This is a genomic window from Pseudomonas sp. RGM 3321 (assembly GCF_022836805.1).
GTDB lineage: Bacteria > Pseudomonadota > Gammaproteobacteria > Pseudomonadales > Pseudomonadaceae > Aquipseudomonas.
This window is the reverse complement of sequence record NZ_JALHBH010000079.1, coordinates 21205-37640: the sequence shown is the minus strand read 5'-3', so window position 1 is coordinate 37640 and position 16436 is coordinate 21205. Positions and strand designations below refer to the sequence as shown.

Genomic DNA, 16436 nt, shown 5'->3' with positions numbered 1-16436 from the left:
CAACCTGGTCTACGACCGATAATTTAAAGGCTAGCGTGTAATCGCGTTGGCTGCGCCTTTTACCCGAATCCATTAAGTCCTCCTGAGGAAAGGTCAGAAGGTGTAAACCTTATTCAGGACGGGACAGTCCGAATGAAAAAGCCCGACGCAAGCGTCGGGCTTTTTCATTAACGCTCTCAGGCATTACCCGCTTGTCGCAAACGCGCCGCCTGAGTGAAGTCCAGCATGCGCTGCAACGGTCGTACGGCGTTGGGGATCAGCGCCGGGTCAACGAATATCTCATTGCTACTCTCGCGCAGGCACTGCAAGGTGCGCTCAAGCGTATTCATCGCCATCCACGGGCAATGTGCACAGCTACGGCATGCAGCGCCGTTACCGGCCGTAGGCGCCTCGATGAAGATCTTGTCCGGGCACAACTGCTGCATCTTGTAAAAGATGCCCCGGTCGGTGGCCACAATGAACGTCTTGTTCGGCAAACGCTGCGCGGCGGCAATCATCTGACTGGTGGAGCCGACCACATCAGCCAGCTCGATCACTGCTTCCGGCGATTCCGGGTGAACCAGAATCGCAGCCTCGGGATACAAGGCTTTCATGTCTTCAAGCTGCTTGGATTTAAATTCTTCGTGGACAATGCAGGCACCGTCCCACAGCAACATATCGGCACCGGTTTCACGCTGGATGTAGCGGCCCAGGTGCTTGTCTGGAGCCCAGATGATTTTCTCACCGTTGTCCATCAGGCTTTCGACGATCTCCAGCGCGCAGCCTGAGGTCACTACCCAGTCCGCACGGGCTTTGACCGCTGCCGAGGTGTTGGCATACACCACCACGGTACGCTCCGGATGCTGGTCGCAAAATGCGGAAAACTCGTCGACCGGGCACCCCACATCGAGCGAGCAGGTGGCTTCGAGCGTCGGCATGAACACGCGTTTTTCAGGATTGAGGATCTTCGCGGTTTCGCCCATGAAACGCACACCCGCCACCAATACAGTGCTGGCCGCGTGGTTATTGCTGAAGCGCGCCATTTCCAGGGAGTCGGCCACGCAGCCACCGGTCTCCTCGGCGAGCGCCTGAATAACCGGATCACAGTAATAGTGAGCGACTAGCACGGCGTCCTGCTTCTTGAGTTCCTCAGCAATGTCGGCACGGTAACGCGCCTGCTCTGCCGGGCTCAACGCCCTGGGCTGTTTGGCATCGAGATGCGCCTGCACCAGGAAACGTTCGGAGATCTGTGTCATGTTCACGGGACCTGAATGCGCTAAAGCGCGAAAGGCAAGTTTACACCCGAAATACAGGCAATAAAAAAGTCGGGCAGAGGCTGCGCCATCTGCACCAAGGCTTATGGCTGATATCCGGTGGACACCGGCCAGACTTCTGAAGGCGCGCCGATTCTAGCGCCAAAAAACTGATTTAACAGCTGTTTCTGGCTCGGCGGGCAGCGATGAGAAGGGTTCTTGAAGACCGCTTGCCGAGGACACGGAAAGCCAGGTACTGGCTGACCTCGACGTCGGCAAGGCGCGCTACAGCTTTGCGCGCCGACTCCACCGCCTCAGTCATGCGTTGCCTTGGATCGGCGGCGCACATACCGCACCAACGCCGCAAGAATCACCAGTGCTACCACCGTGAGGAAGATCGGCAGACGATAGGGCTTCAGGTCGCCGAGTAGATGCTGTAACGCTTCCCCCGCCCAATAGCCGGCGCAGACGAACAGGGTTGCCCAGACTGCAGCACTCAGCACATTGATCAGGGCGAAACGCCAGGGTGACAGGCCACTTGCACCTATCACCATAGGCCCCACCAGGCGCATGCCGTAGAGGAAGCGAACAGCGAATACGGAGGTGGTGGGGTAACGCTGGATAAGGCCTTCGACCCGCTTGATGGCAGATTGGTGACGTTTGAGTTTGGGCAGCAGGCGCTCCCCGGAATAACGTCCGGTCCAGAATAGCAACTGATCGCCGAGCATACCGCCCAACGTGGCCAAGCCGATCACTTGCAGCAATTGCAAAGCACCTTGGTGCGCAGCCATACCACCAAGGATCAACACTGTTTCGCCTTCCAGCAAACAGCCCAGGAAAATGACCCAATAGCCGTAGGCGGCGATCAGCGCGTTGAGGTCAAGATGTTCGAACATGGTCTTTCCTGTACGTCTGACATCACATGAATTCAGGCTGAAATGCCAGCTTGGTCACTTTCTTCCCACCAGGTACAGTACGCCATGTTCACCAAACACTTCCGAATGGGGTTGGTTACATTCCAGGTGAAAAATATCTCCTGAGCTGTAGGTGAAATCGCCATCGGATTTATGGATGACCAGGCTACCATGCAGAACCAGCGCCATCGCCTCAAAGTTGTGGGCATGCGAGTCCAGCGTACCAAACGCTTCGCGCTCGACTTCAACAACGGTGCCGAACCCTTCGGCAGCCAGCAGTTGCAAAAAAGCCTCTTTTTCCATTTCTACTTTTCCTGAATCTTTTCGTGTGCGGCTGAACCGAATCGACGCCCGGAATGGCGGCGCCGGGACCACTCACCACGACAATTAATACAGCCTCGCAATATTCAAAAACGCCGCCCCTATAGATCATCCCTTGGGAGCAACATTCAATAAGTTTTCCGGCGCTTTGAACGCTTGCTTCAGATAAGTCCCACCTCCCCCCGTCGCCGTGATGACTCGATAGGTACTCGTCTTTGTAGATGGCCAATTCTCTTGTGCGGCCGCTCTTTTCAGCCGTACCGGCAGCCCATGCATGGCGGCTGAGTGCCGCAACGCGGTATGAACTCGATCTGGTCTTGTTGAGGCCTGACCCAAGCCACAAACGCATTGGGCCAGACCTTCAGGCTAGACTTTAAATCGGTTGGTCATCTCCTGCAGTCTGGCGCTGACTCTGGCCAATTCAACACTCGATGTCGCTGTCTCTTCACTGGCGGCGGCTGTTTGGTCTGAAATGTCCCTGACATTCGTGACGCCCCTGCCTATTTCTTCACCGACGTTACTCTGCTGCTCAGTAGCAACGGCGATCTGTTCGTTCATCACCTCAATCTCATGAACAGATGCGGTAATACTCTGCAGCACTTCGCTGGCTTGCGTAGACAGTTCGACACTGCTGTCCGTCAGTGCCAGATTTTGCTCTAGAACCTGACCCATATGATCGGTACTGGTTTGCAGTTCGTTTATAAGCAGAGCGATCTCGTCTGTTGACGTGCGGGTGCGCACCGCCAGGCCTCTCACCTCGTCCGCGACGACAGCGAAACCACGTCCTGCCTCCCCGGCACGCGCAGCTTCAATGGCCGCGTTCAACGCCAGAAGGTTTGTCTGATCAGCCACCGTTTTTATCACATCCAGCACGCCACCGATGCTCTGAGTATTCCCTCTAAGCGCCGCCATCGCTGTTCTGGTCATGTTCATCTCACGCGCCAGGGTCTCTATCTGGGAACGAGTCCTGTCAACGACTTGCCCACCTTTCTGGGCCAACTGACTGGCGATTTGCGCAGTATTTACGGCTTGGGCTGCATTACGAGATACCTCATGAGTAGTGGCTGTCATCTGCTGCATCGCAGTGGCAATCTGCTCAGTCTCCAGCTTCTGCGCGTTCACGCCCGCACTGGTCTGCTCGGTTACTGCTGAAAGCTGCTCTGCCGCGCTTGCCACCTGGACGATTCCCTCTTTCATTTCCCCGATCAGGCTTCGGAGCCCGGACGTCATGCGCAGCATGCTGCCCTGCAACGCGCCCAACTCATCATTTCGAGTCACTTGCGTTTTGTACGTAAAATCCCCTTCTGCAACGACTTCAACGATTTCAACAGTCTCTTTGAGTGGATGAACAATTGATCGAGTAATCAACCAGGCCGCAAGAACACCCAAGAGAGCAGAAAGGCCCAGCCAGAGCAAAATCTTCTCCTGTGCTTTCTCTGCATCGGAGGCACGAAACTCATTCTGGATAGCCGTCATCTTGTCCGTAATGCCAAGAATGGTGGCGATCGACGTTGTGATACCGCCTTGAGCCTCATCAACTTTGGCCTGAGCGGCAACTAATGTTTCCAGTTGCCCGCTATAGGTGGCCATTCCTGCCGCCAACGCTTGAACGTCAGCACGGGGCAAACTGGTATCTTTGAGCGTGTCGATACTGGCCACCACCTGCGCTATTGCCTGACGGACAGTGTCTTCCCCGCTTTTACTCGGGGATGCCGTATAAGAGCGAAACGCGGTTCGCATCTTCTGGACAGAGATAAACAGTGCAGGGAGTTTCTGACGATCCGCGGCATTTCCGCTCTCGTCGTTGGCGGCTTCTGCGATCTTCAGCAACAAACCGTTAATTGTTTCGCCCGAAGCGCCGGCAAGGGTCCGCAGTTGCTCACGCTCTCGAGTAGCCTCGACTGATCGAGTATAGAACCCACGGTAAAGCTGCATCGTCGTTTGGGCTTCTTTGAGCAGCGCAATGTTATTGCCTGTCTTGAAACGTGGCGAGATGCTCAACAGTTGACGCTCCGTCCGCTCGAGTGCCTCCAACCACTTTAAAGCCTGTGCATCATCCGCTTTTAAAAAATAAACCAAACGCTCGATACGCATGTCTCGGGCGATCGAGCTGAATTGAGCAATATCTCCAGACAGTTCAGCCCGACGCTTCAACGTATCGGTGGCATCCTTTCCCGTATAAGCCATTAACAAAATCATTAAAATCAACAGTCCGAAACCCACCAGTAGCTTCGCCCGAACCGTCATATTACTTAACACACCAGATGTTGCGCTGGACATATATCTTTACTCATTGATTTTTTGAAAATAAAAGTCCACCGGACAGGTAGCGGAACATAGAGTCCGATACGCATCAGGATGAATTGATAATGTGAATCTGCTGAAACCCTCGACACGCTCGGTAAAAAGGTCACGTCACAGATCTGAACTCATGGCGGCGTCATCCGGAGGGCCATTGAAGTACTTGAGTAAATACTCGAACTGTATGTGCTTTCTGCACAAAGAGGTGCCGAGGCAGGATAAGCCTGTTCATAACCGAGGATCTCGAATTAAAGATGAAAGGCCGCTCCATGGCTATAAGCCACTATGTCGTCACTCTCTTCATTTTCTATAATTTTTTTAACGCATGTCGACGAACGGACGAACAAAATCCGCCTCGGCGCACTCCTAGTAGCCCCAAATCCACAACTCATAATGAGGACGACAAAGACGAGAAGTTCGTCATCCGCCTACCTACTGGAATGAGGGGCAGAGTCCGTGGGGTGTTGGCGCCGATGCCAAGTTGATCCAGTTGCTGAGATTTCAATGACCCTGCCTGACTGCTCGTAATTCACTGTGCCTGCTGGATTTTTGCAGGCTTAGAAATGGGTCAGTCTGGCGTCAGCAACTGGATCAATCCAAGATCAGCGTCAACAGCCTGATCAACTGTGAGGTAGGGCTTGCTGTGGTCGAGTTCCGAATGCCCCAAAATCATTTGAACCGTTTCAACGTCACCAGTCGCGGCCAGTACCTTTGCCGCGAGTGAGCGCCGTCCGCTATGCGACGACCCCTGCTTATTTCCTCGGCCCCACACTTGGCGGGGCTTTGGCGTTCTTTTCCAGGGCAATTCAGAAAGCGCTGTCACACCGTTTATTGGGGTCAATTGCGCAGCTGTGGTCGAACTTGTGTTGAACTCCGGCCAAACTCGACCTGTCCCGAAATTGCCCCTTTCCAGCCTTTCTGGAGGAGGGTAAAAAGGCACCACCAAGCCCAATTGGTAAGTTGCGATCCACTCAAATCCCGTCTAGGCAGTTTTTCATAAGGCGAAGCACAAGGAGAACAGTGCAAATGTTAAAAAACTATCGATGCGGGCAGTGTAAGAAGCTGCTGGCCCGCATGGGTGACTATACCGAACTCCAGATCAAGTGCTCCCGCTGCGGGACGTTGAATCATGTGAAGGCCGTGAGCCTTGAGTTATCGCCTTTGAGCGACACGGATGCGGCATCCGTCGCGAATTCCCTTCAATCGATTCCATAGGAACTCATATGCCAGTAGAACTACCACCAACCTATGTTTACCCTGACGGTGGCACACCCGTCACTTTTGGTCTTGATACAGGCTGGAGTGACGAAGTAGCGGCGACGCCAGAGTACATCAAAGCGATTTTCGCGATACAAACTGCTGCCGAGAAAATGACTCTCAATGGCCCAGCTGTATGGGCGGCGGTCAGTGCTAGCAATCCGATCACGGTCATGGACGAGGTATGTAAAGGTCTGAGTGGCCAAAATCTGATCACCGTGTACGCAACTTGCAATGCACTGCTATGCAGCCTTCACTATGGCCCAAAATCCTGAAGCAAAAGGTCTCGGACCATACAAGATGGAGGCTGAAAGAAATAAGACTCTAGCAACCTTCTACGGTCAATTCCTGACCGTCAATTCGATCAACTGGACTGACTCATTTCAAGCCCACTCTGTGGATTTATACGGAACACCAATGATGCCTATAGTGGCAATTGGGTACTGGCTCTTCGGTGGCGGACAGGACCGTAATGTGCACATCGGATCGCTAGGCCTGACGATGGTAGCAACTGATTTCACCCCTATCACCGATATTCTGAATAACGCAGTTAATGGAGCAGGAACCTACCAGCTCCAATCTGCCCCATTCAGCTATAACACGTTCAACAGGGCTCCACTCGACCTGCCAGCTGCAGGGATGATCGGTCGCGTTAGTGGCAATCTGACAAGTGTACTTATCATTACGGCAGATGGTGGATATTCATTCTCCGGGTCGTATACACTTATTCCAGATCTATACAATGCTGATGTGAGTAACCGGTCTTGGTGGCAGGAATCGCTGACGACTTTCCTAATCTCCCTTGGTGATGCGTTCGGCCATACCGATTACAAAATCAATTTCCTCGATTCTCAAAGCGTCGAGTTCACCGGAAACAGGTAACCCCATGTTGAAGAAGGCTGTCGCAGGACTCATTATGTCATCTACGCTGGCGTTGGTCGGCTGTGGAGATGATGACAAAGTCGTAGCTTGTCCTACCAATGGGGAGGCCTTCTTCAAAAGCTCAATCGATGACTATTACGCCAAGCACGACAAAGCAAAAATTGGGAACTACAAGCTAGAACCAGGTGAGCGCTACGACGCAAAAAACAACTGGTGGGTAGTCCCGTACTCGCTCGACGGAACGAGTTATCTTGCGATGATGAGCTGTGATGGCCGTACAGAGCTTAGCGTAGGTAAGCCTTGAGAGTAGGATCTGCACACAATGGCAATTTATTTCTCGGACCGGCAGCGAATGTACTCCTGTGAAAACCGCCATAATTTCCGAATCGACTGCGCGATGACTCGACAAGCTGATGCCAATTGACCATTTTTAATTCTAAGGTTTACTGTTACCCACTACCCTGAAGCCCAGCCTCACCGCTGGGCTTTTTTGTGACATAAAATTTATCAAAAGGGACTTCTGATCGCTAAGTTGGGCGAGTTGCGTGGCCCACGTCCCCCTCAATCAGCCCCTCCCGATATGGTCTCATCTTCCACGAAAAAATGATGCGGTGATCATTGCGCCGATCACGATGGTAGCTGCGACGTAAGCGTCCGGGGGACAGACGTTTATGATTGCGCCGGCGTCCTGACTGCACGTGCTCCGCGTATGACCCTACGCTCCACCTTGGAGCCCGGCTTGCAACCTGGTAGCGGTAGTCTGCGGATTCCACGGGCATCTGGCCGCCCTTTACTATGCTGGAGCGTTGACTCAGGATTTTGCTCCGCTACCTGCCCGTGTCGCTCAACACCCCTTCAAGGTATGCTTGTGCGGCGTCGTAAATGTCATACAGTTTTAAAGCTTGGGCTGGCGTGATGTTGCCACCTACTTCCAAGCCTCGCACCAAACCTTTCGCGTATGTATGGTGCTGCCACATCTCAGCGTCGGTTGCCGCCTGTAGGAGTTGGTCCCGCCGCACCTCCAGTTCGTTGTGAAGACTCCTGTGAAGACTCATGTCACCGATGTCAGTTTGAGCAAATTCGGGGGAACAATGGATCTGGTTGCCAGTTATGTCAGTATTCATTCTCTAATTACCATTTAGTGATGCAGCGATTTTTTTATTTAAGATCGGCTACAACTGAGCCTCGTTTCCCTACTTCACTTCGTTGTAGTGCCACTGGACACAATCGAACGCAGCCTGCTTGGCTTCGTCGTCGATCTGCTCCTGGGTGGCGTCGTCTTCAACTTCGAATTCAAACTCTACTTCGGAGCCTTGCACGTCAGTTTTGATGGTGCCGGTGAAAGTGCGCATGGTCGTTTTCCTCTGCTTTTGAAGTCAGGGTCAATGACCCAAGTTTTGCCCTTGCTGGCCACGGCCACCGAACGTTCGCGCATGGCATAGGCCGCGTGCTTGCCCGTGATTTTTTGTCATTATCTGCGCAACTTGGCCAGCGCTCCATCTCTTGCGTAATCCGGCGCAGTAAAGACCGCCCTGCCTCTGTGGGCTCAGTGCGCATTGAGAGATTGGTAGAAACTGGTCAGGTCCAGTTATTGCTGACAAGCCTAGAGCCAGCTCCATTGCTTTGCTGATCGTGCTCTTCCAACAAAAAAGTGAGATAGCTACCCTCGCAGTGGTTTTATCCATCAAGCCGACGATTACAAGGCGGCATCAGTGATCGCGCAGCGTGCAGGTGACGTGGTCACTCGCAGCGGTCAGGTTCATGTCTATCAACCGCTTCTGGCAAAGCCCCAGCCAGGCTACTGGCCTGCAGGAGAATTGATCGAGACCGACGCCACCACCGGTAAGTGGCAAGAGCTCACGCCGACCCTCAGTCAAAGTTGTGCGGTATTTCCAAACTCACAGCCCCGTGTGCAGGCAACCGATGGTGGTTACGCCTGGGCGTTATGGCGCCCGTATTCCTGCTGCAAGCGGGAAGGACAAACCTTACTTGGCAGTACGGACTTTCAATGATGATCAAGAGGACTTCAACTATGCGCCGCGCTGCTTTTCTGACTATTGCATTCATGAGCACTCTGGCAGCCCACAGTGCTTTCGCTGAGACGCCGGGAATCAATGCAAGCTCGGCAGGCAGTGTGATCGGTGACGATGTGTTGTACAGCGTCGGAGGCGGCAACGCAGTGACTACCCACGCCCACAGGAATGCCAGTGCATTTCAGAATGTTCGCCCGGATGCGTCGACCGAACGCTGTGAGATCGCCAGGGACCCCGGTGAGGTCTGCAAACGCCTCATCGATGCTGTAGACCTCGGAGGCTGGCACCATCGACTCGATGATCGACATGACACGCTCGCTCATGTCGCCATTTATGTGGAATGGAAAATCAACTTGACGCAATCCGTAACCTGAGGACCTCCATATGAAAAACAGACTCATCTGACCAAGCTGTTCGTTTTGCCGTATGAGCAAGCTTCAAGCTAGACAACGTACACCGGGCGAACATGCCCCCCAATACACGATGTATCGTTCACTTTTCAGCAAGTAGGCGTGTTCTTAGAAATCTTGACGTGCCGTGCTGCGGCCGCAAATTGATCGGAAAAATCTTAATGAAATAGGTACTTGAACACTGCCTGCCGTGTATCTCGCACGCTGATGACATCGGTAATCAAGCCCTTGTCTTTGAGCAGTAGCGGCGATCTGATTTCCTCATCCAATGCGGACACCACAGTTCTCTGCGCATCGGTCATGCTTGAGGACTGGATGATTTTTTCCATGGTAAGGGTACTGAAAACGCCTATATTGGCGTCAGGATAGGCCAGCACGGCGACAGGTTCAAAGCCTGGCCCGCTCATGGCATACACACCACCGGTGTACGCCTTCCGAGCAACCAATAATAATTTTTTTACCTTGCATCGGCTGTGTGCTCTGAATAAATCTGCCACAGCGGCAAAAATCCCATCGCGTTCAGCGTCTTCCCCAATCATGATCCCAGGAATGTCTGCGATAAACAAAATGGGCAAGCCCATTTTGCCAACCAGGTCAATGACATGAATCATTTTACGAGCGGTTCTTTTATGGATGACGCCGCCACCATGCGCGGAGTTGTTGGCAACCACGGCAAAAACCTGCCCTTGCAGGCTGGCCAGCCCGACTAAAACCTCGGGCGCATGAGAGGCGCTTATTTCGATCAGGCTGTCGCTATCGACAAATGAACGCACCAGATGCTGCACGTCATAGGGAATATTGTGAGACGGGGGCAGCAGGCGGTTGAAATCCACTTCAAGTGGGGTTGAAAACTCACCGTACGTCGAGCTTTTTCCAGCAATCAGATATAAGAGCAGTTTTCTCAGATTGGCGAACAGATCAGCCTCGTCGTCAAAAACCAAGTGCACGGACCCAGACGCGGTACTGTGGATATCGGACCCGCCGAGGGAATAAAGATCGGTCTGTTGAGCGAGCATCGCCTTGACCATGTCAGGTCGTCCCATGCACAGAGCTCCTCGACGGGTCATCAGCACCAGATCGGCGAGCATCACAGGTAACGCCAAAGGCCCTGATGTCGGCCCTAAAATCACGGACATCAGCAAATTGAGTTTTGCCAACTCTGCCAGCGATGCGCTGACGCTGCCCATCCCGGACGGGGAAAGAAGCAAACTTGACATATCTGAAGAAAAAACCCTGGCTGTATCAAAGCCTTCAGTATCATTATTACCCCCGATTTTATCTTGAATATAGATAAGCGGGGCTTCAGCAGCACGTGCCAAACCTACCGTTTTTATAATTTGCTGAGCCGTACTCCATTGCCGACTGCTTTGAAACTCGCAGTCACGACCGCGACTCATCGCAACATAGGTCTTGATTGAGTGGATCGTTCCTGCCCCGCAGATGAAATGGGTGTTCTGGCCCTCGAGGTCCTCCTTGAAACTACCTGGATCAAACAACCTAGAGACGCGTCTTTCGGAAACGCTCATCGAAACTCCTGACGTCGGTTTGCGTAGATAAACGCCGACACCGCGACACCCCGTCAACAAGCGTCGGCAACTGAAACCTCAACCCTTTAATACTTTCTCTATAAGACTCACGTTGCTCAGTAAAAAAGCATCTCGCGCTCTGGGCGCGTCAAAGCTCAAGCCGACCGGCAACCGCCCTTCCGGCCCGACGGGAATCGTTATAGAGGGGAGCATCGCGTTGCTGGCCAGGTCGGTATTGCGAATGGCCTGACTGAAAAACTCTGGCCGGTCAGCATGATCCAGATGAGGTACCCGGCAAGGTACCGTGGGATACCCCAGGAGCTTGATATGATGACGAGCAAATAGCTCATCCATTTTTCTTTTCAACAGCTCGCCATTTTGCAGTGAACTCAAATAGTGAGCCGGTTTTATAGCCCCCTCTCCAAGATGGTGATTGATGATACCTTTTACGTTGGCATCATCAACCTGCGCAAAAATATGATGGATACCGTGCTTCCAGCCCAAGGAGAGCAATGACTGAGCAAAGTCAGCGAAGAATTCGTAAAGCGGAACGGTGAACGTGAGTGTCTGGTTCAGTTCCACAATATCGGCATCATCAATTTCAACAAACTCGAACCCTGTCTTGCGCAGCAGGCTGAGTGCATTAACGCACGCCCTCTCCACCTCGCCATCCAGATCAGACCACATGGAGACCGGTAGGCCGATTCGACAGGGACCCGTCCTGCTCAGAGGAAAAGACTGCTGCTTGCCTGACAACAGCCCATACACAAATTCGGCGTCGCCTGCTGTTCGTGTCAGTAGCCCAACGCAATCCTTTGTATGAGAAACAGGGATAATGCCTGCCGTTGACCAGCGTCCAGTAGTGGGTCTGAAGCCCGTAATGCCGCAAAAAGCCGCCGGTATTCTTATCGAGCCCCCCGTATCGGTCCCCACCGACAGCGGAACGATTCCACTTGCCACTGCAGCGGCACTTCCACCACTACTGCCCCCGGCACAATACCCGGGGGCAACGGGGTTTCCTACGGCTCCCCAATGAGGATTGATGGATGTCACCCCGAAACTAAGTTCGTGCATATTGTTCTTGCCAGCAACCACAGCCCCGAGGGCTTTGAGTTGACTGACAATCGCAGCATCCTGATCAGCTATGAAACCGGACATCCCTCGCGTCCCGGCCGTCAACGGCAGACCGCGAACACAGATATTATCCTTAAAGGAAACTGGCACGCCCCAGAGTGAAGTACCCTTCCTTGCTTGATCAGCCTCGCCAAAATGGCTGACCGCATCACCCTCGCGTATGAAACAGTTCAAAAGGGTCAAGCGGGCCTCAGTGTCGAGCGCCCGCCCGCGCAGCTCTTCAGCGGCAATCTGTTCATCGGCCAATGCCCGGCACAGCGATTCAAGTGTGATCATTTCGCGCATACTCTTCTCCCTGTATAAGCGCTTCTCTCAGGACTGCTAATAGCGATAGGAGGCGTTAATACAGTCAAGCGGGTTGCCTTCTGACACCTGCCCTCCGGTACTGCGCAGCACGGCACAGGCACTGTTCAATGCTGTCTGGACAGCACCTTCGATCCACCCTCCGGCAAAAGAGCAACTGCAGCCAGCCAGATAGAGCCCCGTGTCTTTATCGGGACTGTTCGCTGTCATCGGTTGAAAGAACAATCGATGCGAGTAAACATCCTCGCCGGGGTAATTGAGTTTGAAAGCGCCCGCAGAATGGGGATCGGTGAGCCAGTCATGGTGCAATACATACCGCTCATAATCCCCCTCAACAGGCAGGAGATAACTGGCGAACGTCGGATGTATCGCAGCGAGGTCATTAACCAGTACCTGACAACGTGTCTTTTTGTCAGACATCGCCAGCATTTTTTGAGCGTCGTCTTCCCACGTGTAACTGAGCAGAACAACTCCGTGACCATCAGGTTCATCGGGCTGATAATCCAGACAATAGACGCCGCGCACCAAGCCGTCCGACTGGATGGTGGTCGGAAGTTTGTTTTTTATCCAGAATTTGGTACGGGTGAGAATGAAAAGCTTCGATGATCCGGTCAGGTGGGTTTCGCGGACAGCACGAGCGACGTCACGACTCAGGAAGCGCTCGCTGTCCGTGAGGCAGTGAATCATTTGCATGGCTCGATTACTGCTAGTGACAATCACTCGATCAAATAAGCCCTGTTCTCCTGCTGTTGTCTGGATGATGATTTTTTCAGAGTCTCTGGAAATGCGGCCTACCCGACTAAAACAAATGCGCTCCCTTAACGTTTTGCCGTCAAATGCCTGATCAACGAGTCTCGTGGCCAGACTGGATATCCCGTCCGGAATCAGTCGCTGATCACTTTGGTATCCATTGATGACCATCCGGAGTATTTCCGTGAAGCCAGCCTGAAAGACTGGCAGAAAACCACCCGAGCCTATGCCAAGCGAGCCGAACAGCTCAAAGTCTTCAGGGCGAGCCCATTGGTCACCGCCTGGTGGGTGGGGGCCGGTAAAAATACAGACAATCGCGTTGTAGAATGAACAATCTCGGAATACATTGAGCCATCCCTGCCATGCGATCGCGGCCTCTTCCAAACGACCCGACTTGAGCATGGAGGCAATGTCCAGCGGGGCAACTAAAGAACCGCCTTCAAGGAGGTAACCATCGCGCAATAAAGACTGCCACCCCTCATAAACCCGCCTGAATAATGCGGGCGGCTTTTTGCCCGCTGGCCAGTAATAGCGTTTGCCACGGTAATGCAGCTCCGTGTCCACCACACCAGGATCCGGAAAGGTGGTCGACGTTGAAATACCGAACTTTTTCAGGTAGTGGAAAAGGCCAGTTGCGCTGGGAGGAAAGCGCATCGCACCCATTTCTGCAATGTAACGTGGACGAGTCTGATCGAACACTTGAGACCATACCCGCCCCCCGATTCGATCACGCGACTCATATAAAACAACGTCCTTGACTCCCGCACGTAATAATTCAGTTGCAGCGACCAGCCCACTGATGCCGGCACCGACTATAGCTACCCGAGGGGTGGGCGTTCCGGATGAATAGCTGCCTATGCCTCCCGTCATTTCACATTTTTTCAGAAAGGGACCGTAGTCGTACAAAATATCAATACTGGGTGAATTAAAATGGTCATCCATAACGTGACGCTATCCTCTTCAACCTGACGTGCTGCCCGGTTACGATTTTTAAACTAAAGCTGAAACGGCAGCTGTGCACAGCAGTCGTCAAAATCCAAAATTCCTAAACCAATCCCTTCAAACCATATTAGTCCGCTAAGATTAGTAAGCATTAACGACCGCTGGTCGACCACGCAGTGGCGTGCGTATACCGACTTTTTTCGACCTGACCGAACTCCTTAACGCCCCTGCAGACATCAAAGATGAGCTGCCTTAAAACGGAGCAACATACTCATATACCGAACGTCCAATCTCTATATAAGGCTGTGGGGAATGAAAGGCTGGCGCCCCCGCCCCGCCAACTGCCGAGCTCGCATCGCAATTAGCAATGCGCTTATTTCCATAAATAATACTAATACCTACGCCGCCGAGTTCGCGGTACGATCAGCCGAGCTGAGCGAAAGCCTACGTCGGAGGGTTTAAAGACCCACAGCACTGCCAACTTCCCGCCTGCAAAAGAAGTATATACCCCAACAGAAAAAGGCAGCCAACATGGCTTTAGCACACATTAAAATACAACTGCATCAATCATGCTATCGCGAAACGGCATAATCGTCAGAGCTAAAAATCTGCATCTATCGGATCCAACATTAAACTTGAATAAAAAGTATCCTCTCAAAAGCGACGAGTCAAGCTTTATTATACGAAGACAGCCTTTACTTCTCACCACCGAAGCGAACTGGTGATATCAATTAGACAGCTGGCTTAGTGATGGATGTACGATGTCAGTTCAATGGAGCTATTAGATGACAATCAGAAATACTAAAATTTCACTAGCGAATGACTGCAAACGTCTCACTTTGCGTCTACAAAAAACTGCTCTATCTGAATCTCGATTTGAAGAATTTGACGAAGCAGGCGTGGTAACCCTAGTAACCCAAGTGCATCCGCGCCTTGATCCTTACAGAACTCTTACAGACTTTCACCTCCCACAACTGATCGAGCCTGATCGTATAACTCTCACTCATCAGCTCGCGGCGCATAGCCCATTCCGGATTGAAAGGAACACTCCCGATTCGTAAAGCCACTCTGCCCCAGCGTGTATTGATCTCGTCCAGGCCTCCCATCACCCTCTCCGCAGACGCCAGCTGCGAAGCTGTGAACATGTCATGCGTAAACTCGCCAGGCTGTCGCAGATCCAGCAACAGTACCTCTGCCTTGCTGCACTTGAACTCCGGTCGAAACAAACGATTCACTGCCTCGTTCGCCGCCCTGGTCATCAAGCGCACGTCGTTAGTGGGGTAACCTTCTACTACACGGGCATAATACTTAACGCATTGCTCTGCTTGAGGTATGAGAACGTAGATCCGAGTCAGAGACTAATCGGGGTTAGAGGCGAAACCGAAAAAACCCATTGGGAGTTCAGACGGCTGCTTGTCTGGGTGCACATGACGCTCAATCGGTGCTTACTGCCTTCAGCCTCGAAAGATTTGCCAGCTGCCTTACAGATCGTTGCATCGGCCCCATGACGGAAGCCCAGAGCAGCTATCCGACCATGACAATCCGCAACGCAAAAAAAAACCTGGAAATCCGCATTTTCATGGGCCTTCCAGATTTTCGAAATGGTGGGTCGTGTGGGATTCGAACCTACGACCAATTGGTTAAAAGCCAACTGCTCTACCAACTGAGCTAACGACCCTCTGTTGTGTGGCGCGTATATTACTGATTTTTATGAGTAATTCAACACCTTTTTTGAAAAACTTTAAAAATAGCGAGTCGGGTCTGCGATACCGGCAGCGGTAAAGCCCTCGGCGCGCAAGCGGCAGCTGTCGCATTTACCACAGGCACGGCCCTGGTCGTCAGCCTGGTAGCAGGAAACCGTCAGCGAGTAATCGACCCCCAACGCAGTACCTGCCTTGACGATGTCCGACTTGCTCAGATTCTGCAGCGGCGCTCTGATCGTGAAGCCCTGCCCTTCCACACCGGCCTTGGTAGCCAGATTGGCCATGCGCTCGAATGACTCGACAAACTCGGGACGGCAATCCGGATAACCCGAGTAATCCACGGCATTGACGCCAATGAAGATATCCTTCGCGCCAAGGACCTCTGCCCAGCCCAGGGCGAGCGACAGGAAGACGGTGTTGCGTGCCGGTACGTAGGTGACCGGAATGCCTTCAGAAGGCGACTCAGGCACGGCAATTGAGCTGTCGGTCAATGCCGAGCCACCAATACCGTTGAGGTTCAGGCCAATGACCTTGTGCTCCACTGCACCGAGATCACCGGCAACCCGCGCAGCGGCATCCAGCTCGGCGCGATGACGCTGGCCGTAATCGAAGCTCATCGTGTAACAGACGTAACCCTCGGCGCGGGCCATGGCTACGACGGTCGCAGAGTCCAGGCCACCAGACAGGAGGATCACGGCTCTTTTTTCAGTCTTGGTCAATTCACTCAT

13 protein-coding genes, 1 tRNA gene and 7 pseudogenes are annotated in these 16436 nt (G+C 52.9%); 8 read left to right on the top strand and 13 right to left on the bottom strand.

Going from position 1 to position 16436, the window contains the following annotated elements; genetic code table 11:
* Positions 1-176: 176 nt before the first annotated feature.
* The 4 genes from nadA to RGM3321_RS01530 all read right to left on the bottom strand — a co-directional run bounded on the left by nadA (position 177) and on the right by RGM3321_RS01530 (position 4747).
* Positions 177-1235 (bottom strand): quinolinate synthase NadA, encoded by a 1059-nt coding sequence (gene nadA / locus RGM3321_RS01545; protein ID WP_244391259.1) that lies wholly within the window; start codon positions 1233-1235, stop codon positions 177-179.
* 311 nt (positions 1236-1546) lie between these two features.
* Positions 1547-2128: a DedA family protein gene (locus RGM3321_RS01540; RefSeq protein WP_244391258.1), complete on the bottom strand. Its 582-nt coding sequence runs from the start codon at positions 2126-2128 to the stop codon at positions 1547-1549.
* 54 nt (positions 2129-2182) lie between these two features.
* The gene (locus RGM3321_RS01535; RefSeq protein WP_244391257.1) at positions 2183-2449 is read right to left on the bottom strand and encodes a cupin; all 267 of its coding nucleotides are present in this window, start codon (positions 2447-2449) and stop codon (positions 2183-2185) included.
* A gap of 384 nt (positions 2450-2833) precedes the next feature.
* The gene (locus tag RGM3321_RS01530) at positions 2834-4747 is read right to left on the bottom strand and encodes a methyl-accepting chemotaxis protein (RefSeq protein ID WP_244391256.1); all 1914 of its coding nucleotides are present in this window, start codon (positions 4745-4747) and stop codon (positions 2834-2836) included.
* Between the two features lie 416 nt (positions 4748-5163).
* On the opposite strand from RGM3321_RS01530, the pseudogene RGM3321_RS01525 reads away from it, so the two are divergent.
* Positions 5164-5229: pseudogene (locus RGM3321_RS01525) on the top strand (DNA-binding protein); the annotation flags it as partial.
* 107 nt (positions 5230-5336) lie between these two features.
* Here the strand turns inward: RGM3321_RS01525 and RGM3321_RS28440 are convergent.
* Positions 5337-5528: pseudogene (locus tag RGM3321_RS28440) on the bottom strand (hypothetical protein); the annotation flags it as partial.
* A gap of 266 nt (positions 5529-5794) precedes the next feature.
* Between RGM3321_RS28440 and RGM3321_RS01520 the strand changes: the two are divergent.
* The 4 genes from RGM3321_RS01520 to RGM3321_RS01505 are packed head-to-tail and all read left to right on the top strand — an operon-like array spanning position 5795 to position 7211.
* Positions 5795-5983, top strand: a complete 189-nt coding sequence (locus RGM3321_RS01520) for a Com family DNA-binding transcriptional regulator (RefSeq protein ID WP_244391255.1) — start codon at positions 5795-5797, stop codon at positions 5981-5983.
* 8 nt (positions 5984-5991) lie between these two features.
* On the top strand, positions 5992-6300 hold the full coding sequence (locus RGM3321_RS01515) for a hypothetical protein (protein ID WP_244391254.1): 309 nt from the start codon (positions 5992-5994) through the stop codon (positions 6298-6300).
* Positions 6284-6907 (top strand): lipid II-degrading bacteriocin, encoded by a 624-nt coding sequence (locus RGM3321_RS01510; protein WP_244391253.1) that lies wholly within the window; start codon positions 6284-6286, stop codon positions 6905-6907. The genes RGM3321_RS01515 and RGM3321_RS01510 overlap by 17 nt, the downstream gene beginning before the upstream one ends.
* Before the next feature lie 4 nt (positions 6908-6911).
* Positions 6912-7211, top strand: a complete 300-nt coding sequence (locus RGM3321_RS01505) for a hypothetical protein (RefSeq protein WP_244391252.1) — start codon at positions 6912-6914, stop codon at positions 7209-7211.
* 889 nt (positions 7212-8100) lie between these two features.
* Here RGM3321_RS01505 and RGM3321_RS01500 read toward each other — a convergent pair.
* Positions 8101-8259 (bottom strand): hypothetical protein, encoded by a 159-nt coding sequence (locus RGM3321_RS01500; protein ID WP_244391251.1) that lies wholly within the window; start codon positions 8257-8259, stop codon positions 8101-8103.
* Positions 8260-8568: 309 nt separating this feature from the next.
* Between RGM3321_RS01500 and RGM3321_RS01495 the strand changes: the two are divergent.
* A pseudogene (locus RGM3321_RS01495) lies at positions 8569-8919 on the top strand (TraU family protein); the annotation flags it as partial.
* Positions 8916-9092 (top strand): annotated as a pseudogene (locus RGM3321_RS01490) (integrating conjugative element protein); the annotation flags it as partial. The pseudogenes RGM3321_RS01495 and RGM3321_RS01490, both read left to right, overlap by 4 nt.
* Here RGM3321_RS01490 and RGM3321_RS01485 read toward each other — a convergent pair.
* The 5 genes and pseudogenes from RGM3321_RS01485 to RGM3321_RS28435 all read right to left on the bottom strand — a co-directional run.
* Positions 9093-9341 (bottom strand): annotated as a pseudogene (locus RGM3321_RS01485) (hypothetical protein); the annotation flags it as partial.
* Between the two features lie 167 nt (positions 9342-9508).
* The gene (locus RGM3321_RS01480; protein ID WP_244391250.1) at positions 9509-10876 is read right to left on the bottom strand and encodes a carboxyl transferase domain-containing protein; all 1368 of its coding nucleotides are present in this window, start codon (positions 10874-10876) and stop codon (positions 9509-9511) included.
* A gap of 78 nt (positions 10877-10954) precedes the next feature.
* On the bottom strand, positions 10955-12295 hold the full coding sequence (locus tag RGM3321_RS01475) for an amidase family protein (protein ID WP_244391249.1): 1341 nt from the start codon (positions 12293-12295) through the stop codon (positions 10955-10957).
* A gap of 36 nt (positions 12296-12331) precedes the next feature.
* Positions 12332-14005, bottom strand: a complete 1674-nt coding sequence (gene iaaM, locus RGM3321_RS01470) for a tryptophan 2-monooxygenase (protein WP_244391248.1) — start codon at positions 14003-14005, stop codon at positions 12332-12334.
* A gap of 908 nt (positions 14006-14913) precedes the next feature.
* Positions 14914-15288 (bottom strand): annotated as a pseudogene (locus RGM3321_RS28435) (DUF4113 domain-containing protein); the annotation flags it as partial.
* A 3-nt stretch (positions 15289-15291) separates the two neighbouring features.
* Here RGM3321_RS28435 and RGM3321_RS01460 point away from each other — a divergent pair.
* A pseudogene (locus RGM3321_RS01460) lies at positions 15292-15408 on the top strand (site-specific integrase); the annotation flags it as partial.
* A gap of 199 nt (positions 15409-15607) precedes the next feature.
* Here RGM3321_RS01460 and RGM3321_RS01455 read toward each other — a convergent pair.
* Positions 15608-15683 (bottom strand) — tRNA-Lys (locus RGM3321_RS01455).
* A 63-nt stretch (positions 15684-15746) separates the two neighbouring features.
* On the bottom strand, positions 15747-16436 hold the full coding sequence (queC, locus tag RGM3321_RS01450; protein ID WP_244391247.1) for a 7-cyano-7-deazaguanine synthase QueC: 690 nt from the start codon (positions 16434-16436) through the stop codon (positions 15747-15749).

Bases quoted from the DNA above. Each gene is read 5' to 3' on its own strand.
- nadA (WP_244391259.1), bottom strand. From the start codon at position 1,235: ATGACACAGATCTCCGAACGTTTCCTGGTGCAGGCGCATCTCGATGCC.
- RGM3321_RS01540 (WP_244391258.1), bottom strand. From the start codon at position 2,128: ATGTTCGAACATCTTGACCTCAACGCGCTGATCGCCGCCTACGGCTAT.
- RGM3321_RS01535 (WP_244391257.1), bottom strand. From the start codon at position 2,449: ATGGAAAAAGAGGCTTTTTTGCAACTGCTGGCTGCCGAAGGGTTCGGC.
- RGM3321_RS01530 (WP_244391256.1), bottom strand. From the start codon at position 4,747: ATGTCCAGCGCAACATCTGGTGTGTTAAGTAATATGACGGTTCGGGCG.
- RGM3321_RS01520 (WP_244391255.1), top strand. From the start codon at position 5,795: ATGTTAAAAAACTATCGATGCGGGCAGTGTAAGAAGCTGCTGGCCCGC.
- RGM3321_RS01515 (WP_244391254.1), top strand. From the start codon at position 5,992: ATGCCAGTAGAACTACCACCAACCTATGTTTACCCTGACGGTGGCACA.
- RGM3321_RS01510 (WP_244391253.1), top strand. From the start codon at position 6,284: ATGGCCCAAAATCCTGAAGCAAAAGGTCTCGGACCATACAAGATGGAG.
- RGM3321_RS01505 (WP_244391252.1), top strand. From the start codon at position 6,912: ATGTTGAAGAAGGCTGTCGCAGGACTCATTATGTCATCTACGCTGGCG.
- RGM3321_RS01500 (WP_244391251.1), bottom strand. From the start codon at position 8,259: ATGCGCACTTTCACCGGCACCATCAAAACTGACGTGCAAGGCTCCGAA.
- RGM3321_RS01480 (WP_244391250.1), bottom strand. From the start codon at position 10,876: ATGAGCGTTTCCGAAAGACGCGTCTCTAGGTTGTTTGATCCAGGTAGT.
- RGM3321_RS01475 (WP_244391249.1), bottom strand. From the start codon at position 12,295: ATGCGCGAAATGATCACACTTGAATCGCTGTGCCGGGCATTGGCCGAT.
- iaaM (WP_244391248.1), bottom strand. From the start codon at position 14,005: ATGGATGACCATTTTAATTCACCCAGTATTGATATTTTGTACGACTAC.
- queC (WP_244391247.1), bottom strand. From the start codon at position 16,436: ATGAGTGAATTGACCAAGACTGAAAAAAGAGCCGTGATCCTCCTGTCT.